At 73.5% G+C, this 15,448-nt stretch carries 13 protein-coding genes and 1 pseudogene; 8 read left to right on the forward strand and 6 right to left on the reverse strand.

Annotation, left to right across the window (positions count from 1 at the left end; genetic code table 11):
• Window position 1: 1 nt before the first annotated feature.
• From AB0P35_RS05570 to AB0P35_RS05580, 3 genes are all read right to left on the reverse strand, one after another.
• Window positions 2-1,597 carry an acyl-CoA carboxylase subunit beta gene (locus tag AB0P35_RS05570; RefSeq protein WP_363506861.1) on the reverse strand — a complete coding sequence of 532 codons (1,596 nt, stop codon included), beginning with the start codon at window positions 1,595-1,597 and terminating at the stop codon, window positions 2-4.
• 92 nt (window positions 1,598-1,689) lie between these two features.
• A complete protein-coding gene (locus tag AB0P35_RS05575) occupies window positions 1,690-2,451 on the reverse strand; it encodes an SDR family oxidoreductase (RefSeq protein WP_363506864.1) in 762 nt (253 codons plus the stop codon).
• A 13-nt stretch (window positions 2,452-2,464) separates the two neighbouring features.
• Window positions 2,465-4,114: an FAD-dependent monooxygenase gene (locus AB0P35_RS05580; protein WP_363506867.1), complete on the reverse strand. Its 1,650-nt coding sequence runs from the start codon at window positions 4,112-4,114 to the stop codon at window positions 2,465-2,467.
• Between the two features lie 319 nt (window positions 4,115-4,433).
• On the opposite strand from AB0P35_RS05580, the gene AB0P35_RS05585 reads away from it, so the two are divergent.
• Complete coding sequence (locus tag AB0P35_RS05585) at window positions 4,434-5,939, forward strand: MDR family MFS transporter (protein ID WP_363506870.1); 1,506 nt, start codon at window positions 4,434-4,436, stop codon at window positions 5,937-5,939.
• 112 nt (window positions 5,940-6,051) lie between these two features.
• Here the strand turns inward: AB0P35_RS05585 and AB0P35_RS05590 are convergent, their stop codons facing one another.
• Both AB0P35_RS05590 and AB0P35_RS05595 read right to left on the reverse strand, forming a co-directional pair.
• Complete coding sequence (locus AB0P35_RS05590; protein ID WP_363506873.1) at window positions 6,052-6,723, reverse strand: 4'-phosphopantetheinyl transferase superfamily protein; 672 nt, start codon at window positions 6,721-6,723, stop codon at window positions 6,052-6,054.
• Window positions 6,707-7,156 carry a nuclear transport factor 2 family protein gene (locus AB0P35_RS05595; RefSeq protein WP_095874302.1) on the reverse strand — a complete coding sequence of 150 codons (450 nt, stop codon included), beginning with the start codon at window positions 7,154-7,156 and terminating at the stop codon, window positions 6,707-6,709. The genes AB0P35_RS05590 and AB0P35_RS05595 overlap by 17 nt, the downstream gene beginning before the upstream one ends.
• Window positions 7,157-7,361: 205 nt before the next feature.
• On the opposite strand from AB0P35_RS05595, the gene AB0P35_RS05600 reads away from it, so the two are divergent.
• The 7 genes from AB0P35_RS05600 (at window position 7,362) to AB0P35_RS05630 (ending at window position 14,019) form a co-directional block, all read left to right on the forward strand.
• Window positions 7,362-8,144: an SDR family NAD(P)-dependent oxidoreductase gene (locus AB0P35_RS05600; RefSeq protein WP_363506876.1), complete on the forward strand. Its 783-nt coding sequence runs from the start codon at window positions 7,362-7,364 to the stop codon at window positions 8,142-8,144.
• A 59-nt stretch (window positions 8,145-8,203) separates the two neighbouring features.
• The gene (locus tag AB0P35_RS05605; RefSeq protein WP_363506879.1) at window positions 8,204-9,178 is read left to right on the forward strand and encodes an aromatase/cyclase; all 975 of its coding nucleotides are present in this window, start codon (window positions 8,204-8,206) and stop codon (window positions 9,176-9,178) included.
• Entirely contained in the window at window positions 9,171-10,763 is a 1,593-nt protein-coding gene (locus AB0P35_RS05610; protein ID WP_363506882.1) for a class I adenylate-forming enzyme family protein, read from the forward strand. The genes AB0P35_RS05605 and AB0P35_RS05610 overlap by 8 nt, the downstream gene beginning before the upstream one ends.
• Before the next feature lie 38 nt (window positions 10,764-10,801).
• Window positions 10,802-11,104, forward strand: a complete 303-nt coding sequence (locus AB0P35_RS05615) for an antibiotic biosynthesis monooxygenase family protein (protein WP_363506885.1) — start codon at window positions 10,802-10,804, stop codon at window positions 11,102-11,104.
• A gap of 14 nt (window positions 11,105-11,118) precedes the next feature.
• Window positions 11,119-11,886 carry an SDR family oxidoreductase gene (locus AB0P35_RS05620; protein ID WP_095874306.1) on the forward strand — a complete coding sequence of 256 codons (768 nt, stop codon included), beginning with the start codon at window positions 11,119-11,121 and terminating at the stop codon, window positions 11,884-11,886.
• A gap of 125 nt (window positions 11,887-12,011) precedes the next feature.
• Window positions 12,012-13,235 carry an FAD-dependent monooxygenase gene (locus AB0P35_RS05625; RefSeq protein ID WP_363506888.1) on the forward strand — a complete coding sequence of 408 codons (1,224 nt, stop codon included), beginning with the start codon at window positions 12,012-12,014 and terminating at the stop codon, window positions 13,233-13,235.
• 13 nt (window positions 13,236-13,248) lie between these two features.
• A complete protein-coding gene (locus tag AB0P35_RS05630; RefSeq protein WP_095874308.1) occupies window positions 13,249-14,019 on the forward strand; it encodes a cyclase family protein in 771 nt (256 codons plus the stop codon).
• 78 nt (window positions 14,020-14,097) lie between these two features.
• Here the strand turns inward: AB0P35_RS05630 and kgd are convergent.
• Window positions 14,098-15,448, reverse strand: a pseudogene (kgd, locus tag AB0P35_RS05635) (multifunctional oxoglutarate decarboxylase/oxoglutarate dehydrogenase thiamine pyrophosphate-binding subunit/dihydrolipoyllysine-residue succinyltransferase subunit); the annotation flags it as partial.

The raw sequence follows: 15,448 nt of genomic DNA on the forward strand, positions 1-15,448 counted from the left end.
CTCACTGGGGCTGGTTGCCGTGCTTGCGGCTGGGCAGGTCGGCGTGCTTGGTGCGGAGCATGGCGAGCGAGGCGGCGAGCACCTGCCGGGTCTCGGCGGGGTCGATGACGTCGTCGACGAGGCCGCGCTCGGCCGCGTAGTACGGGTGCATGAGCTTGCTCTTGTATTCCTTGATCTTCTGGGCGCGCATCGCCTCGGGGTCCTCGGCGGCGGCGATGTCGCGGCGGAAGATGACGTTGGCGGCGCCCTCGGCGCCCATCACGGCGATCTCGTTGGTGGGCCAGGCGTAGCAGAGGTCGGCGCCGATCGAGCGGGAGTCCATGACGATGTAGGCGCCGCCGTAGGCCTTGCGCAGGATCAGCGAGATCCGCGGCACGGTCGCGTTGCAGTAGGCGTAGAGGAGTTTGGCGCCGTGCCGGATGATGCCGTCGTGCTCCTGGTCGACGCCGGGAAGGAAGCCGGGGACGTCGATCAGCGTGACGATCGGGATGTTGAAGGCGTCGCACATCTGGACGAAGCGCGCGGCCTTCTCGCTGGCCCGGATGTCCAGCACGCCGGCGAGCCAGCTCGGCTGGTTGGCGACCACGCCGACCACGTGCCCGTCGATCCGGGCCAGCGCCACGACGACGTTGGCGGCCCAGCGCTCGTGGACCTCCAGGTACTCGCCGTGGTCGACGATCTGCTCGATCACCTTGTGCATGTCGTAGGCACGGATCCCGTCCGCGGGGACGATGTCCAGCAGGGCCTCGCCCGACCGGTCCACCGGGTCGGTGCACGGGGCGTCGGGCGGGAAGTCGCGGTTGTTCTGCGGCAGCAGGGACAGCAGGTGCCGGACCTCCTCCAGGCAGCCGCGCTCGTCGTCGTGGGCGAAGTGGGCGACGCCGGACACCTCGGAGTGGACGTCGGCGCCGCCGAGGCCGTTCTGGGTGATCTTCTCGCCGGTGACGGCCTGGACGACGTCCGGGCCGGTGATGAACATCTGTGAGGTCTCCCGGACCATGAACACGAAGTCCGTCAGGGCCGGGCTGTACGCGGCGCCGCCGGCGCACGGGCCGAGCATCACCGAGATCTGCGGGATGACGCCGGACGCCCTGGTGTTGCGCTGGAAGATCCCGCCGTAGCCGGCCAGCGCCGAGACGCCCTCCTGGATCCGGGCGCCGGCGCCGTCGTTCAGCGAGACCAGCGGGGCGCCGGCCGCGATGGCCATGTCCATGATCTTGTGGATCTTCTGGGCGTGGGCCTCGCCGAGGGCGCCGCCGAAGATCCGGAAGTCGTGCGCGTAGACGAAGACCGTCCGGCCGTGCACGGTGCCCCAGCCGGTGATCACGCCGTCCGTCCAGGGGCGCTTGGCCTCCAGGCCGAAGCCTGTCGCCCGGTGCCGGCGCAGCGGCTCCACCTCGTGGAAGGAGCCCTCGTCCAGCAGCAGGTCGATCCGCTCGCGGGCGGTCAGCTTGCCCTTGGCCCGCTGGGCCAGCGTCGCCTTCTCGCCAGGGCCGAGCCGTACCTGCTCGCGGACGGCGTGCAGTTCCGCCGCGCGTCTGCGCGCGTCGCCCGCCGCCGCGGCGGCGGGTGCGGTGGTGTCCTTCGCAACGGTCATGACTGGTCGCTCTCCTCGGGGCGCGGCCTGCCGCGGCAGCCGCCGTGGCGGGCCGCCCGGTCGTGCGGGCGTCTGGTGGCGGGGCGTTCCGGTCAGCGGCCGCCGGCGACGACGAGCTCCTCGCCGGTGATGTTGCCGTTCGCGGCCGAGCCCAGGAACAGGACGGCGGCCGCGACGTCCTCCGGGCGGTTGAGCACGCCGCTCGGGGTGGCGGCCCGCTCGCCGGCCCGCAGCTCCTCGGGGAGCGCCGCCCGGACATCCGCGGTCAGCGTCAGGCCGGGGCTGACCAGGTTCACCAGCACACCGGCGCCGTGCAGGTCCCAGACCAGGCTGCGGACGAACCCGTGCAGGCCGCTCTTGACGGTGCCGTAGTACTCGCGCCCCGGCTTGCCCAGCCGGGCCACCACGGAGGAGACCAGGACGACACGGCCCCAGCCGCGGCTGCGCATCGCGGGCAGCACCAGCTGCACCGTCCGCAGCGTCCCCACCGTGTTCTGCTCGACGAAGGAGGCCCACTCGGCCGGGTCGTGGTCCTCGAACCGGGCCCCGCGCGGGCGCAGCGCCCCGGGCATCATCGCGTTGGCGACCAGGACGTCCACCCCGCCCCAACGCTCCTCGACCTCGGCGACCGCCCGCTCCGGCGAGTCCGGCTCGCCGAGGCGGTACCGGACGGCCGCGGCCCGGCCGTCCGCGGCGCCGAGCTCCTCGGCGAGGGCCTCCGCCGCCGCCTTGTCACTGCCGTAGCCGACGGCGACACGGGCGCCCTCGGCGGCGAAGGCCCGGGCCGCCGCGTTGCCGATGCCGCGGGTGGCACCGGTGACGAGAACGGTGCGGCCGGCGAGTCCGAAGTCCATCTCTGCTCCTGGGTCAGTGGGCGGCGGCAGCGCCGCCGGTGTCGGACAGCGGGTCGGTGACCAGCCCGGCGGTGGCCGCCGTCAGCGCGGAGGCGAGCAGCGCCGTCTCCCCGGCCCGGCCGCGGGCCGAGACGTAGCCGTCCGGCCGGACGAGGACCCAGCTGCCCGCGGCGGTGAGGCCGAGGCGGCGGCGCAGCGCGCCGTCCGGGTCGGGCAGCGCGGTCGGTCCGGCGTCCGGGCCGGCCACCGTGCGCACCGAGAGCCAGCCGCCGAAGCGCTTCTCCAGCGCGGCCAGGGTGCCGTCGAGGGCGGGGTGGCTGCCGCCGGCCAGCAGCTTCCAGCCGACCGCGCGCAGCTCCTCGGCGAGCGCGGCGAAGCCGGGTCGCGCGAGGTCCGCCTCGGTCAGTTCGGAGAGCCGGCGGCCGGGGGCCGGGCCGTCGCCGCCGGGCGCGGCCGGCCGGCTGAGCGCGCTGTCGGCGTAGCTGAGGTCCAGCGCCGACATCGCCTTCATGATCTTGCGGGAGACCTTCGACCGGAGGGCGGGGAAGGTGCTGACCACCTTGAACATCACCGGCAGCACGAACGCCGCCACCGGGTGCGTGAGCTGGATCAGCTGGGTCGCGCGGTTGGTGGAGCCGAGCAGCGCCGCACCGACCGGCACCCGCTCCTCGGAGTAGGTGTCCAGCAGCGCCTCGGCGGCCTCGCCGCGGACCACCGCGGCGAGCTTCCAGGCGAGGTTGTAGGCGTCCTGGATGCCGGTGTTCATGCCCTGCCCGGAGGCGGGGCTGTGCACATGGGCCGCGTCGCCGGCCACCAGGCAGCGGCCGGAGCGCATCGAGCGGATCATCCGCTGCTGGATGGTGAAGACGGACACCCAGGTCGGCCGTTCCACCCTGACCGGTCGGCCCACCCCCAGCGAGAGCCGCTCGGCGAAGCGCGCGCCGACCGCGTCGGCGTCCCCGTCGTACGAGGCGTCCGCGGTGTCCAGCAGGCGCCACTTGCCCTGCTCCGGGAAGGGCACGGCCATCAGCGAGCCGTAACGGGTGCGCAGCCAGTGGATGGACCGGTCGTCCAGGTCCGTGTCGAGCACCGCGTCGGCGATCAGCCAGGTCTCGCTGGAGTCGCCGACCAGGGTCAGGCCGAGCAGTTTGCGCACGGTGCTGTGGCCGCCGTCGCAGCCGACCAGCCAGGGGGTGCGCACGGTTTCCCGGGTGCCGTCGGCGCGGTCGAGGACGACGGTGGCGCCGTCGGCGTCGTGCTCCAGGGATTGCAGCCGGGTGCCCCATTCCACCTCGACGCCGAGTCGGGACACCGCGTCCCGCAGCACCTGTTCGGTAATGGCTTGGTCAACCATCACGGTCATCGGATAACGGGTCGCCAGTTGCGAGTAGTCTGCGTTCAGCGCGGCGAGTTTCCGGCCGTTCTGGTGCAGAGTGAACTTCTGGACCCGGCGGCCTTTCGGCATCAGGTCCGGAAGGATTCCCATCTGGTCGTAGGTTTCGAGGGTGCGGGCGTGGGTGGCCAGTGCCCGGCTGGTCGGCGCGGGGCCGGCGGCGGCGTCGACCAGGCGCACCGGGACGCCGCGCCGCAGCAGTTCGTGGGTCAGCGTCAGCCCGGCCGGCCCGGCCCCAACGACCATGACGTGCACTGGATCTGTGGACATCGTTCGCCTTTTCGCTGCGGCGCCGCACCGGTGCGCGGCGGCTTCTCGGACCTACCCGTGGCGAGCCTGCCGGGCCTCGCTAGAAGTCCGCTCGAAACGGCCTCCAGAACGGTTGGGGCCCCCGCCGGAAGACCCCCGCGGAAAGACCGGATTCCGCGGTGGAGTGAATGAACGGCCCCTCGGCGGGCGTTCGCGTGCGCTAGAGTGATGCGACGTCAGCCCGCTGCCACGCGGACATGCCGCGGAATGAGCCGGGCACATCGCCGTAAATGCGGCGAAACGGAATTCGCCGCATTGTCCTCACGGAGCGGAGCGCCGCATGGCCACCAACCAGTCGCATGTGAACCCGAAATCGGCAGGACCCGGCGACGGCGCCGCGGCCCGGCCGGAGGCGTTACCGCGCTCCCTGCTCGTCCTGGGCGCCGCAGTCAGCCTCGGCGTCGTCATGTCGACGCTCGACACCACCATCGTCTCGGTCGGACTCCGGGCCATGGGCGAGGAGCTGGCCGCCCCCCTGTCCACCGTCCAGTGGGTGACCACCAGCTACCTGCTCGCCTTCTCGATGGTCATACCCCTGGTCGGCTGGGGAGTGTCCCGGTTCGGCGCACGCCGGATGTGGCTCTCCTCGCTGACCGTGTTCGTGATCGGCTCGGCACTGTGCGGTCTCGCCTGGTCGGCCGGCTCACTGATCGCCTTCCGTGCCCTGCAGGGCCTCGGCGGCGGCATGCTCCTGCCGCTCTCGCAGACCATCCTGGCGCGCGCCGCCGGCCCGAAGCTGATGGGGCGGGTGATGGGCCTCGCAGCCGTCCCCGGCATGCTGTCCCCGGTGTTCGGCCCGCTGCTCGGCGGCCTGATCGTCGACCACCTCGACTGGTCCTGGCTGTTCTACGTCAACCTCCCGCTCGGCGCGGTCGCCCTGGGCCTGGCGGCCAAACTGCTGCCCCGCGACGAGACCACCACCCGGGCCCCGCTGGACGTGCTGTCGGTGCTGCTGCTCTCGCCCGGCCTCGCCGTCCTCACCCTCGGCTTCCTGGACGCCGGCGGCCCGGCCGGCTTCTCCTCGACCCGCGCCCGGGCCGAACTCGTCCTCGGCCTCCTGATGTTCGGCGCCTTCGTGCTGCACGCGCTGCGCCGCCGCACCGCCCCGCTGGTCGACCTGCGACTGTTCCGCCGCGGCGCCGTGGCCGCCTCCGCGGCCACCTCGTTCCTGCTCGGCGCCTCACTCTTCGGCGCGCTCTTCCTCTTCCCGCTCTACCAGCAGCTGCTGCGCGGCCAGGACGCCATGACGGCCGGCCTGCTGCTCGCCCCGCAGGGCCTCGGCGCGGTGCTGGTCGCCCCGTACGCGGGCCGGCTCACCGACCGCTACGGCGCCGGCAAGGTCGTGCCGGTCGGCATGGTGCTGGCCCTGCTGGGGACCCTGCCGTACGCCTTCGTGGAGGCCGACACCTCCGAGGCCTGGCTCGCCGGGGTGCTGCTGGTACGCGGCCTCGGCCTCGGCGCCACCTTCATGCCGACCCTGGTCGCCGCCTACCACGGCCTCGACCAGACGCAGATCCCCGGCGCCACCAGCATCGTCAACATCTCGCAGCGGGTGGGTGGTTCGGTCGGCACCGCGCTGCTCTCCCTGGTGCTGCAGCGCAGCTACCAGCAGCACGCCGGCCCGGACGCCGTGGTGACCGAGGTACAGGCCGGCACGCACGCCGCGGAGCAACTGGTGCCCGCCTTCGGCAGCGCGTTCTGGTGGACGCTCGGCTTCAGCGCGCTCGCCCTGCTGCCCGCCCTGGCCCTGCCCAGGCGCCCCGCGGAGACGGCCTCGCACCACTGAACGCCTGATCGGACGTCCCCCAGGGGTGTGCCGGGCCACCGGCCCGGGCCCGGGCAGTCCGCCCGGGCCCGGCGGGCCTTGTACGGCACCCGTACACCTTTGGCGACATGCTCTACGGGCGGCCGGTGGAGACCGCGGCGGCGATCAGGTGCGGTCCGATGGCGGCGAGTGCGACCCGGGCGGTGGTGCCCGCGACGGTCGCCGTGAACCGGCCGGTGTCCGACGGCCGCAGGAGGACAGCCGAGAGCGGCAGCCCCGCCTGGAGCGCCGCGGGCAGCGCCTTGTACACGGCCTCCTTGGCGCAGAGCAGGGCCAGGGCCGCGGCGCGCGGGTCGGGTCCGGCGAGGAGGCGGTCGCGCTCCGGGCGGCGGCAGATCGCGGCCAGCAGGTCCTCGGGGCGCAGCCGCCGGTCGGCGCGTTCGACGTCGACGCCGAGGAGCGGCCCGCCGGCCGGCCCGACCGCGCACACCGCGAGGTCCGCGGTGTGGCTGATCGAGCCGTGCACCCCCGCCGGCCAGCTCGGGCGCCCGCGCGTGCCGCGGGCGGGCCAGCCGTCCAGGCCGAGCCGGGCGAGGGCGAGCGAGGCGGCCAGCCGGCCGGCCGTCCAGGTGCGGAGCCGGCCGGGGCCCGCCCCGGCCGGCGCCTCGTCCCGTACGGCCCGCGGCAGCCGGGCGGGGTCCGCCGCGCGCACGCGGACGGCCGCGACCTCCACCCGCTCGGGCGGGAAGAGCCCGGCCAGCGCGCGGGCCGCCGCCGGGTCGTGGATATCAGGCCAGGTCGTCACGCTTGACCTGGCGGTTGCTCACCAGCCACCCGCCGTCCTCGCCGCGGACCAGCAGGTCCTCGCAGGTGGTGCTCAGGTGGACCTGCGGGCTGCCGCCCAGCGGGGTGTTGACGATCAGCGCGTAGCTGCGTGCCACGACGGAGCCGTCCTCCTGCGGCCGGACGTCCAGCATGCCCAGCCAGTGCCGGACCTGGATGCCCTCCTCGGCGCGCTGCGCGGCGGCCTTGGCGGCGGCCGTCCGGATGGTCTCCCGGCCGCGGGCGGGCTCGGGGTGGGCGTTCGCCGCGAAGACCCCGTCCTCGGTGAAGGTCTCGGCCCAGGCGTCGGCCTCGCCGTTGTCGAGCAGGTGCATCTGCCGCGCGTAGAACTGCTGGACCTCGGCCTGCAGGGCGGACCCGGTCGCAGGGGTCGCGGAGGTGCTGGTGAAAGACATGTGAGAACTCCCTCTGCCGGAACGGCACGGGTGACGGATGTCGGCGCGCCGGCCAGAAGGGTCCCGCCGGGGCCTCGAGACCACCTCGAATGCGGCTGGTGGAACCGGACTCCAGCCCGATTCGAGAGCCCCTTGAGGAACGGTCGACAGGGTTGCCGGCAGAGCGCGGCACCGTGCCGCGCCTGTCGACCGAGAGGTGGATCCGATGGCCAACAGCAGCCAGCACGTGCTGGTCACCGGGGCGACCAGTGGCATCGGCCGCGCCGTCGCCGAGGAGCTCGGCCGGTCCGGGGCACGGGTGTTCCTGTGCGCCCGCTCCGCCGATGACGTCGCCGGTGCGGTGAAGGAGCTCCGGGACGAGGGGATCCAGGCCGCGGGCACGGCCTGCGACGTCCGCGAACTCGCGGACCTGCGCGCCCTGGTGCAGCAGGCGGTCGCCCAGTGGGGCCCGGTCGACGTCCTGGTGAACAACGCCGGCCGCAGCGGTGGCGGCGTGACCGCGGAGCTCGCCGACGAGCTCTGGGACGACGTCATCGCCACCAACCTGACCAGCGTCTTCCGGCTCACCCGGGAGGTCCTCACCGCCGGCGGCATGCTCGCCGCGGGATCCGGACGGATCGTCAACATCGCCTCCACCGGGGGCAAGCAGGGCGTCGTGATGGCCGCCCCGTACTCCTCCTCCAAGCACGGCGTGATCGGCTTCACCAAGGCCCTCGGCCTCGAACTCGCCAAGACCGGCATCACCGTGAACGCCGTCTGCCCCGGCTACGTCGAGACCCCGATGGCGGAGCGGGTGCGCCAGGGCTACGCGGCCGCCTGGAACACCACGACCGACGACATCCAGCAGCGCTTCGAGGCGAAGATCCCGCTCGGCCGCTACACCACCCCGCAGGAGGTCGCCGGGCTGGTGGCCTACCTGACCACCGCGTCGGCCGCCCCGATCACCGCGCAGGCGATCAACGTCTGCGGCGGCCTCGGCAACTACTGACGACCACCCGCCGCCACCGCTCGGCGGCGGCGCCACCACCGACCAGGAAGGAGCCGGGCATGGAGCCATCGACCGGCCGCGCCGCCGCGGCGCACCACACCGAGCACCGGATCGAGGTGGCCGCACCGGTGGACACCGTGTACGGCCTCGTCGCCGATGTCACCGGCTGGCCCCGGGTCTTCGGGCCCACCATCCACGCCGAGCAGCTGGAGCTGGACGGCCGCACCGAGCGCATCCGGCTCTGGGCCACCGCCAACGGCGCGGTGAAGACCTGGGTGTCCCGGCGCGAACTCGACCCCGACGCGCGGCGCATCGCGTTCCGCCAGGAGGTCTCCCAGTCGCCGGTCGCCTCGATGGGTGGCGAGTGGATCCTCGAACCGCTGCCGGACGGGCGCACCTCCGTCCTGTTGACCCACGACTACACCGCGGTGGACGACGTCCCGGACGCCGAGCAGTGGATCGCGCAGGCGGTCGACCGCAACAGCAACGCCGAACTCGCGGCCCTGCGCGGCGCCGCAGAGGCCGCGGCCGGCGCCGCCGACCTCGACGGCCTGGAGCTGACCTTCGCCGACACGGTGGAGATCGACGGGCCGGCCGACGCCGTCCGCGACTTCCTGTACCAGGCGCAGGAGTGGGAGAAGCGGCTGCCGCACGTCTCCCGGGTCGTCCTGCGCGAGGACACCCCGGGCCTGCAGCACCTGGAGATGGACACCGTCGCCAAGGACGGCAGCACCCACACCACGGCCTCCGTCCGGGTCCTGCTGGCTGACGGCCGGCTGGTCTACAAGCAGCTCGTGCTGCCGCCGCTGCTGAGCCTGCACCTGGGCTGCTGGACGCTCACCACCACCCCCGACGGCACGGTCGCCGCCACCTCCGAGCACACGATCCGGATCAACCCGGAGCGGCTCGCCCTGCTCGGCGAGGGCACCACCGTGGCGGACGCCAAGGCCTACGTGCGCACCGCGCTCGGCACCAACAGCACCGCCACCCTGATGCACGCCAAGGCGTACGCGGAGGGCACCGCACGTGACTGAACCGAACGGCCGGCCCAGCATCGTCTACCCGGAGGGGCCGGCGGACGCCATGCTCGCCGCGAGCGCGGCCAGCCACCCCGCGAAGACCGCCGTCCGGGCCGGCGCCCGGAAGATCTCCTTCGGCGTGCTGGACACCATGGTGAGCCGCTGCGCCGCCCTGCTGCGCGGTTACGTCGACCGGCCCGGCACCGTGGTGGCGCTGACCTCGCTGCTGTCGCCCGACTTCGTCGTCGGCTACTACGGCGTGCTGCGCAGCGGCAACGTCGCCGCCCCGATCAACCCGTTCCTGCGCGAGGAGCAACTGGCGCACGTCCTGGGCGACTCGGGCACCGAGATCGCCCTGGTGGACGCCGCCACCGCGGCCCGCATCCACGCCGTCCGCGACCGCCTCCCGGTGCTCCGGGAGATCGTCGTGCTCGGGCCGCGGCCCGCCGGCGGCGAACGGATCGGCCGCACCCTGCGCGAGGTGCTCGCCGAGGTCGGCACGGCCGCCCCCGGGGACGGCCCCGCGCCCTCCCCGGCCGGCCCGGACGACCTGGCCTGCCTGCACTTCACCAGCGGCACCACCGGGGCGCCGAAGACGGTGATGCTCAGCCACCGCAACGTCGCCGTCAACGCCGCGCAGGTGGCGCACGCCCACCGGATCTCCGGCGGATCGGTGGTCCTCAACCACCTGCCGACCTTCCACCCCATGCACATGAACTCGGCGATCCTCGCCGGTGCCACCCAGCTGCTCTGCGCCGCGCCCGACCCGGCCGCGTCGCTGGAGCTCGCCAACGAGTACGGGGCCACGCACTACTACAGCCTGCCGCCGCGGCTCGCCGCGCTGGCCGGCAACGACCGGCTGCCGGAACTCCGGCTGGAGACCGTGCGGATGATCGCCTCCGGCGGCTCCGCGCTGCCCCCGGCCGCCGCCCGCAGGCTCGCCGAGCACTTCGGCGTCCCGGTGATCCAGGGCTACGGCCTGGCCGAGACCTCGCCGCTCACCCACTCCGACGACCTGTCGGACTGGCTCCCGGGAACGGTCGGCCGCCCGGTCGCCGACACCGAGTGCCGGATCGTCGACGTCGACACCCGCGCGGTGCTGGACACCGGCAAGGCCGGGGAGGTCCAGGTCCGCGGCCCGCAGGTGATGCTCGGCTACGCCGGCGAGTCGGTGCCCAGCAGCATCGACGCCCGGGGCTGGCTCTCCACCGGCGACGTCGGCCAGATCGGCGCCGACGGCCGGCTCACCCTGATCGACCGGCTCAAGGACGTCTTCAAGCGCGACAACTGGCTGGTGTCCCCGACCGCCGTGGAACGGGTCGTCGAGGGCCACCCCGACGTGCGCGAGTGCGTCGTCCTGGACCACCCGGACCCGAGCTGCGGGGCGGTCGCGACCGCGTTCGTCGTCCTCACCGAGCAGGCCGCCGCCGACCCGGCCGGCGCGCTCAAGGCCGTGGCCGCCGAGGTCAACGCCACGATGCCGTACTACCAGCACCTCGAACACCTGGAGGCGGTGGAGTCGATCCCCCGCTCGCCCAACGGCAAGGTCCCGCGCAGGGAACTGCGCGCCCGCATGGCAGAGCTGCTGCGGCAGCGCTGAACGGCACGTCCCACCCGACCCACTCAGGAGGCACCCCCGTGATCACCTTCATCACCACCTTCACACTCAAGGGCGACGACGCCGAGACCTTCGAGCAGCTCTTCAAGGAGCACGCCGAGTTCATGACCGCGCAGCGGGGCTTCCTCGGCTTCCGGATGGTCCGCTCGATGTCCAAGCCCGGCACCTACGTCAACGTCGGCCACTGGGCCGACACCGACGCCCACCGCGCCGCCCTCAGCACCCCCGAGTTCGCGAGCCACGTCCAGGCGATGAGCCCCTTCGTGGAGGTGACGGCCGACCTCTACACCGAGGTGGCCGCGCACGCCCCCGCCGCCGGCTGACCCCGGCGCCACGGATGACCCAGGACATCAAGCCGATGCCCGGGCTGGAGGGGAAGGTGGCCCTGGTGACCGGGGCCACCCGCGGCCTCGGCCTGGCCATCGCCCGCAAGCTGTGCGCCTCGGGCTGCCACGTGATGGTCAACCACCGCGGCCCGGAGTCCTCCGCTGCCGACGCCCTCGCCGCCCTGGCGGGGCTGGCCGGGACGGCCGAACCGGCCCGCGCCGACCTCACCCGGCCCGCCGAGGTGGAGGCGCTGCTCGCCCGCGCGGGCGAGCGGCACGGCCGGCTCGACCTGCTGGTGCACAACGCGGCCAGCTGGCACCCCGGTTCGGCCCTCCGGGTGGCGGCCCGGCCGTTGCGCCAGGACCTGACCGTCGCCCTCGCCCCGCTGCTCGCGGCGGCCCCGCTGCTGCCCGGCCTGATGGGCGAGCGGGGCGGCCGGGTGGTCGCGATCTCCAGTTCGGGGGCGCGCAGCGCCGTCCCCGGCTACGTGAACGCGGGCCTCGCCAAGGCGGCGCTGGAGAGCCTGGTGCGCTACCTGGCGGCGGAACTGGCGGGCCGCCGGATCACCGTGAACGCGATCTCCACCGCCAAGATCGACAAGGGGGAGGCGACCGGCAACCCCGCCATGCTGAAGATCCTCGCCGAGCGCACCCCCGCGGGCCGGCTGACCACCCCGGCGGACGTCGCCGACGCGGTCGCCCTGCTCTGCGCGGACGAGGCGGCCTGGATCCACGGGCAGACCCTCACCGTCGACGGCGGCCTGGGCCTCATGCCCTGAACCACCCCGAGGGCGGCACCCCGTCCTGCGGCGCGGCCGCCCCCGGCCCACGGCCGGGGGCGACCCGCGTCTCCCGCCGGGCGGGGCCGGCCCGGCCGACCGACGACAGACCGAGAGAGGCACCCGTGCACACAAGCACAGCGGACATCTGCGTGGTGGGCGGTGGCCCGGCCGGGCTGACCCTGGCCCTCCTGCTGCTCAAGTCGGGCGCCTCCGTCGCCCTGCTGGAGAAGTCCCGTTCCACGGACCGCAGTTACCGGGGCGAGATCCTGCAGCCCGGCGGCATGGCCGTCCTCGACGAACTCGGCGTGCTGGACGCCGCCCGCAAGCGCGGCTGCCACCCGCACGACCGCTTCCAACTCGTCAGCCGCGGCCGGGTGCTGCTGGACGCGGACTACCGCCGCCTGCCCGGGCCGCACAACTGCCTGCTCAGCCTGCCCCAGCCGCACCTGCTGGACGCCCTGCTGGAGGCCTGCCTCGCCCATGACGGCTTCCACCACCTGCCCGGCACCCGCGCCACCGAACTGCTCACCGGCGACGGCGCGGTACGCGGCGTCCGGGGCAGCGGCCCGGACGGCGAGCACGAGATCCGGGCGCACTGCGTGGTCGGCGCCGACGGCCGCTACTCCAAGATCCGCCGGCTGGCGGGCATCCGCGCGGCGCGGGAGGAGGCCTTCGACCAGGACGTGCTCTGGTTCAAACTGCCGGTGGCCGCGGCGCAGCCCGACGCCGTCCAGGTCTACCGCTCCGGCGGCAACCCGATGCTCGTCTACCACTCCCACCCAGGCCAGGTGCAGTTCGGCTGGACACTGCCGCACGGCGGCTACGGCGCCCTGGCCGAGCGGGGCGTCGAGCACGTCCGGGAACAGATCGCCCTGGCCGTGCCGCAGTACGCGGACGCCGTCCGCGAGCGGATCACCCGGCTCTCCGACCTCAGCCTGCTGGACGTCTTCTCCGGCCAGGCCGAGACCTGGGCCGCCGACGGCCTGGTGCTGATCGGCGACAGCGCCCACACCCACGGGCCGATCGGGGCCCAGGGCATCAACCTCGCCGTCCAGGACGCCGCACTGCTCCACCCCGTCCTGCTCGACTCCCTGCACGCCAAGGACGCGAGCGCCGCCCGGCTCTCCCGCTTCGAGCAGGAGCGGCGCCCGGCCATCGACGCGGTGCTCAAACTGCAGGCCCTGCAGGGCCGGGCGATGCTCTCCAGCAACCCCGTCGCCGACACCGTCCGCCCGCTGCTGGCCAAGGCGGTCTCCCGCACCCCGCTCTACCGCGCGCTGCTGCGCCGGATCGCCTACGGCCGGCAGCCCGTCCGTGTGCACACCGACCGCTTCACCACGACCTGACGAGAGGCCCGAGATGCGCCTGCTGGACCTGTCCTCACCGATCGACGCCGGGTTCTGGGAGCCCGACCCGGTCGTCCACACCGTGATGTCGGCGGCCGAAGGGGCCCGGCACATGGCGTCCGAGATGAAGGAGCACTTCGGCCTGGACTTCGCCCCGGAGACCCTGCCGGGCGGCGAGTTCCTCAGCAACGACACCGTCACCCTCACCACGCACACCGGCACCCACGTCGACGCGCCCTCGCACTACGGGACGGCCTCCTACGGGCAGGCCCGGCACATCGACCAGATGCCGCTGGACTGGTTCCACCGGCCCGCCCTCGTGCTGGACGTCCGGGACGTCGGCACCGGCACCATCGGCGCCGAACGGCTCAAGGAGGGCTTCGACCGGATCGGGCGCACGCCCGAGGAACTCGACATCGTCGTCCTGCACACCGGCGCCTCGCAGTACGTCGGCACACCGCGCTACTTCACCGAGTTCGCCGGCCTCGACCGGTCCGGGATCGAGTACCTGCTGGACCTCGGCGTGCGGGTGATCGGCACCGACGCCTTCAGCCTGGACGCGCCGTTCACCTACATCATCGACGAGTACCGCAGGACCGGGGACCGCGACGTGCTGTGGCCCGCCCACTTCGCCGGCCGCGACCGCGAGTACTGCCAGATCGAGCGTCTCGCCCACCTCGACGAACTGCCCGCCCCGCACGGCTTCCACCTCACCTGCTTCCCCGTCAAGCTCGCCGGCGGCGGCGCCGGATGGGCCCGAGCCGTGGCGATGCTCGACGACTGACACCGCATCGGGAAGCAGGGATCCCGCCCGGCCGCGAAGGCCGGGCGGGATCCTCATTTCCGGTACGCCGCTACCGGATCAGATCGCGAACACCTCGTCCACGATCGCCTGCTGCTCGGCGGCGTGGCGCTTGGCCGAGCCGACGGCGGGGGCCGAGGAGGCCGGGCGGGCGACGCGGCGCAGGCGGGCGCCGTTGGCGTTGCGGCCGATCACGAGCTGCAGGTGGTCGACCAGGTTCATGGCGATGAACGGCCAGGCGCCCTGGTTGGCCGGCTCCTCCTGCGCCCAGATGAACTGGACGTTGTCGCCGTAGCGGCCCAGTTCCTCCTGCAGCTCGGAGATCGGCAGCGGGTAGAGCCGCTCGACCCGGACGACGGCGGTGTCGGTGACGCCGCGCTCGGTGCGGGCCGCCTCCAGGTCGTAGTAGAACTTGCCGGAGGTGATGACGACCTTGCGGACCTGCGCCGGGTCCACCGTGCTGTCGCCGATCACCGGCCGGAATCCGCCCGAGGTGAACTCCTCCATCGCACTGGCCGCCGCCTTGAGACGCAGCATCGACTTCGGGGTGAAGACGATGAGCGGCTTGTGGTGCGGGTTGTGGACCTGCCAGCGGAGCAGGTGGAAGTAGTTCGACGGCGAGGTGGGCATCGCGACCGTCATGTTGTTCTGCGCGCAGAGCTGCAGGAAGCGCTCGGGGCGGGCGGACGAGTGGTCCGGGCCCTGGCCCTCGTAGCCGTGCGGCAGGAGCAGGGTGACGCCGGAGTGCTGGCCCCACTTCTGCTCGGCGGAGGAGATGTACTCGTCCACCACGGTCTGTGCGCCGTTGACGAAGTCGCCGAACTGCGCCTCCCACATGACCAGCGCGTTGGGCCGGGTGAGGGAGTAGCCGTACTCGAAGCCCATCGCCGCGTACTCGCTGAGGAGCGAGTCGTAGACGGTGAAGCGGGCCTGGTCCTCGGTGAGGTAGAGCAGCGGGGTGTAGTCCTCGCCGGTGTTGCGGTCGATGAGGGCGGCGTGGCGCTGGCCGAAGGTGCCGCGGCGGCTGTCCTGGCCGGCGAGGCGGACGGGGTGGCCCTCCATCAGCAGGGAGCCGATGGCGAGGGTCTCGCCCGTGGCCCAGTCGATGGTGTTGTCCTCGACGGAGGCGGCGCGGCGCTGCAGCTGGGGCAGCAGGCGGGGGTGGACGGTCAGCCACTCCGGCAGGTTCACCTGCGAGGCGGCGATCCGCTTCACCGTCTCCTCGGAGATGCCCGTGCGGACGGAGACCGGGAACTCCGCCACCGGCCGGGTGGCCGCACCCTCCGCCGGGGCCGAGGCCGCATCCCTGACCTCGACGAAGACCTTCTCCAGCTGGCCCTGGAAGTCCTGCAGGGCCTGCTCGGCCTCTTCCATGGTGATGTCGCCGCGACCGATCAGGCCCTCGGTGTAG

It is taken from the genome of Kitasatospora sp. NPDC085879 (genome assembly GCF_040686255.1).
Taxonomy (GTDB): domain Bacteria; phylum Actinomycetota; class Actinomycetes; order Streptomycetales; family Streptomycetaceae; genus Kitasatospora.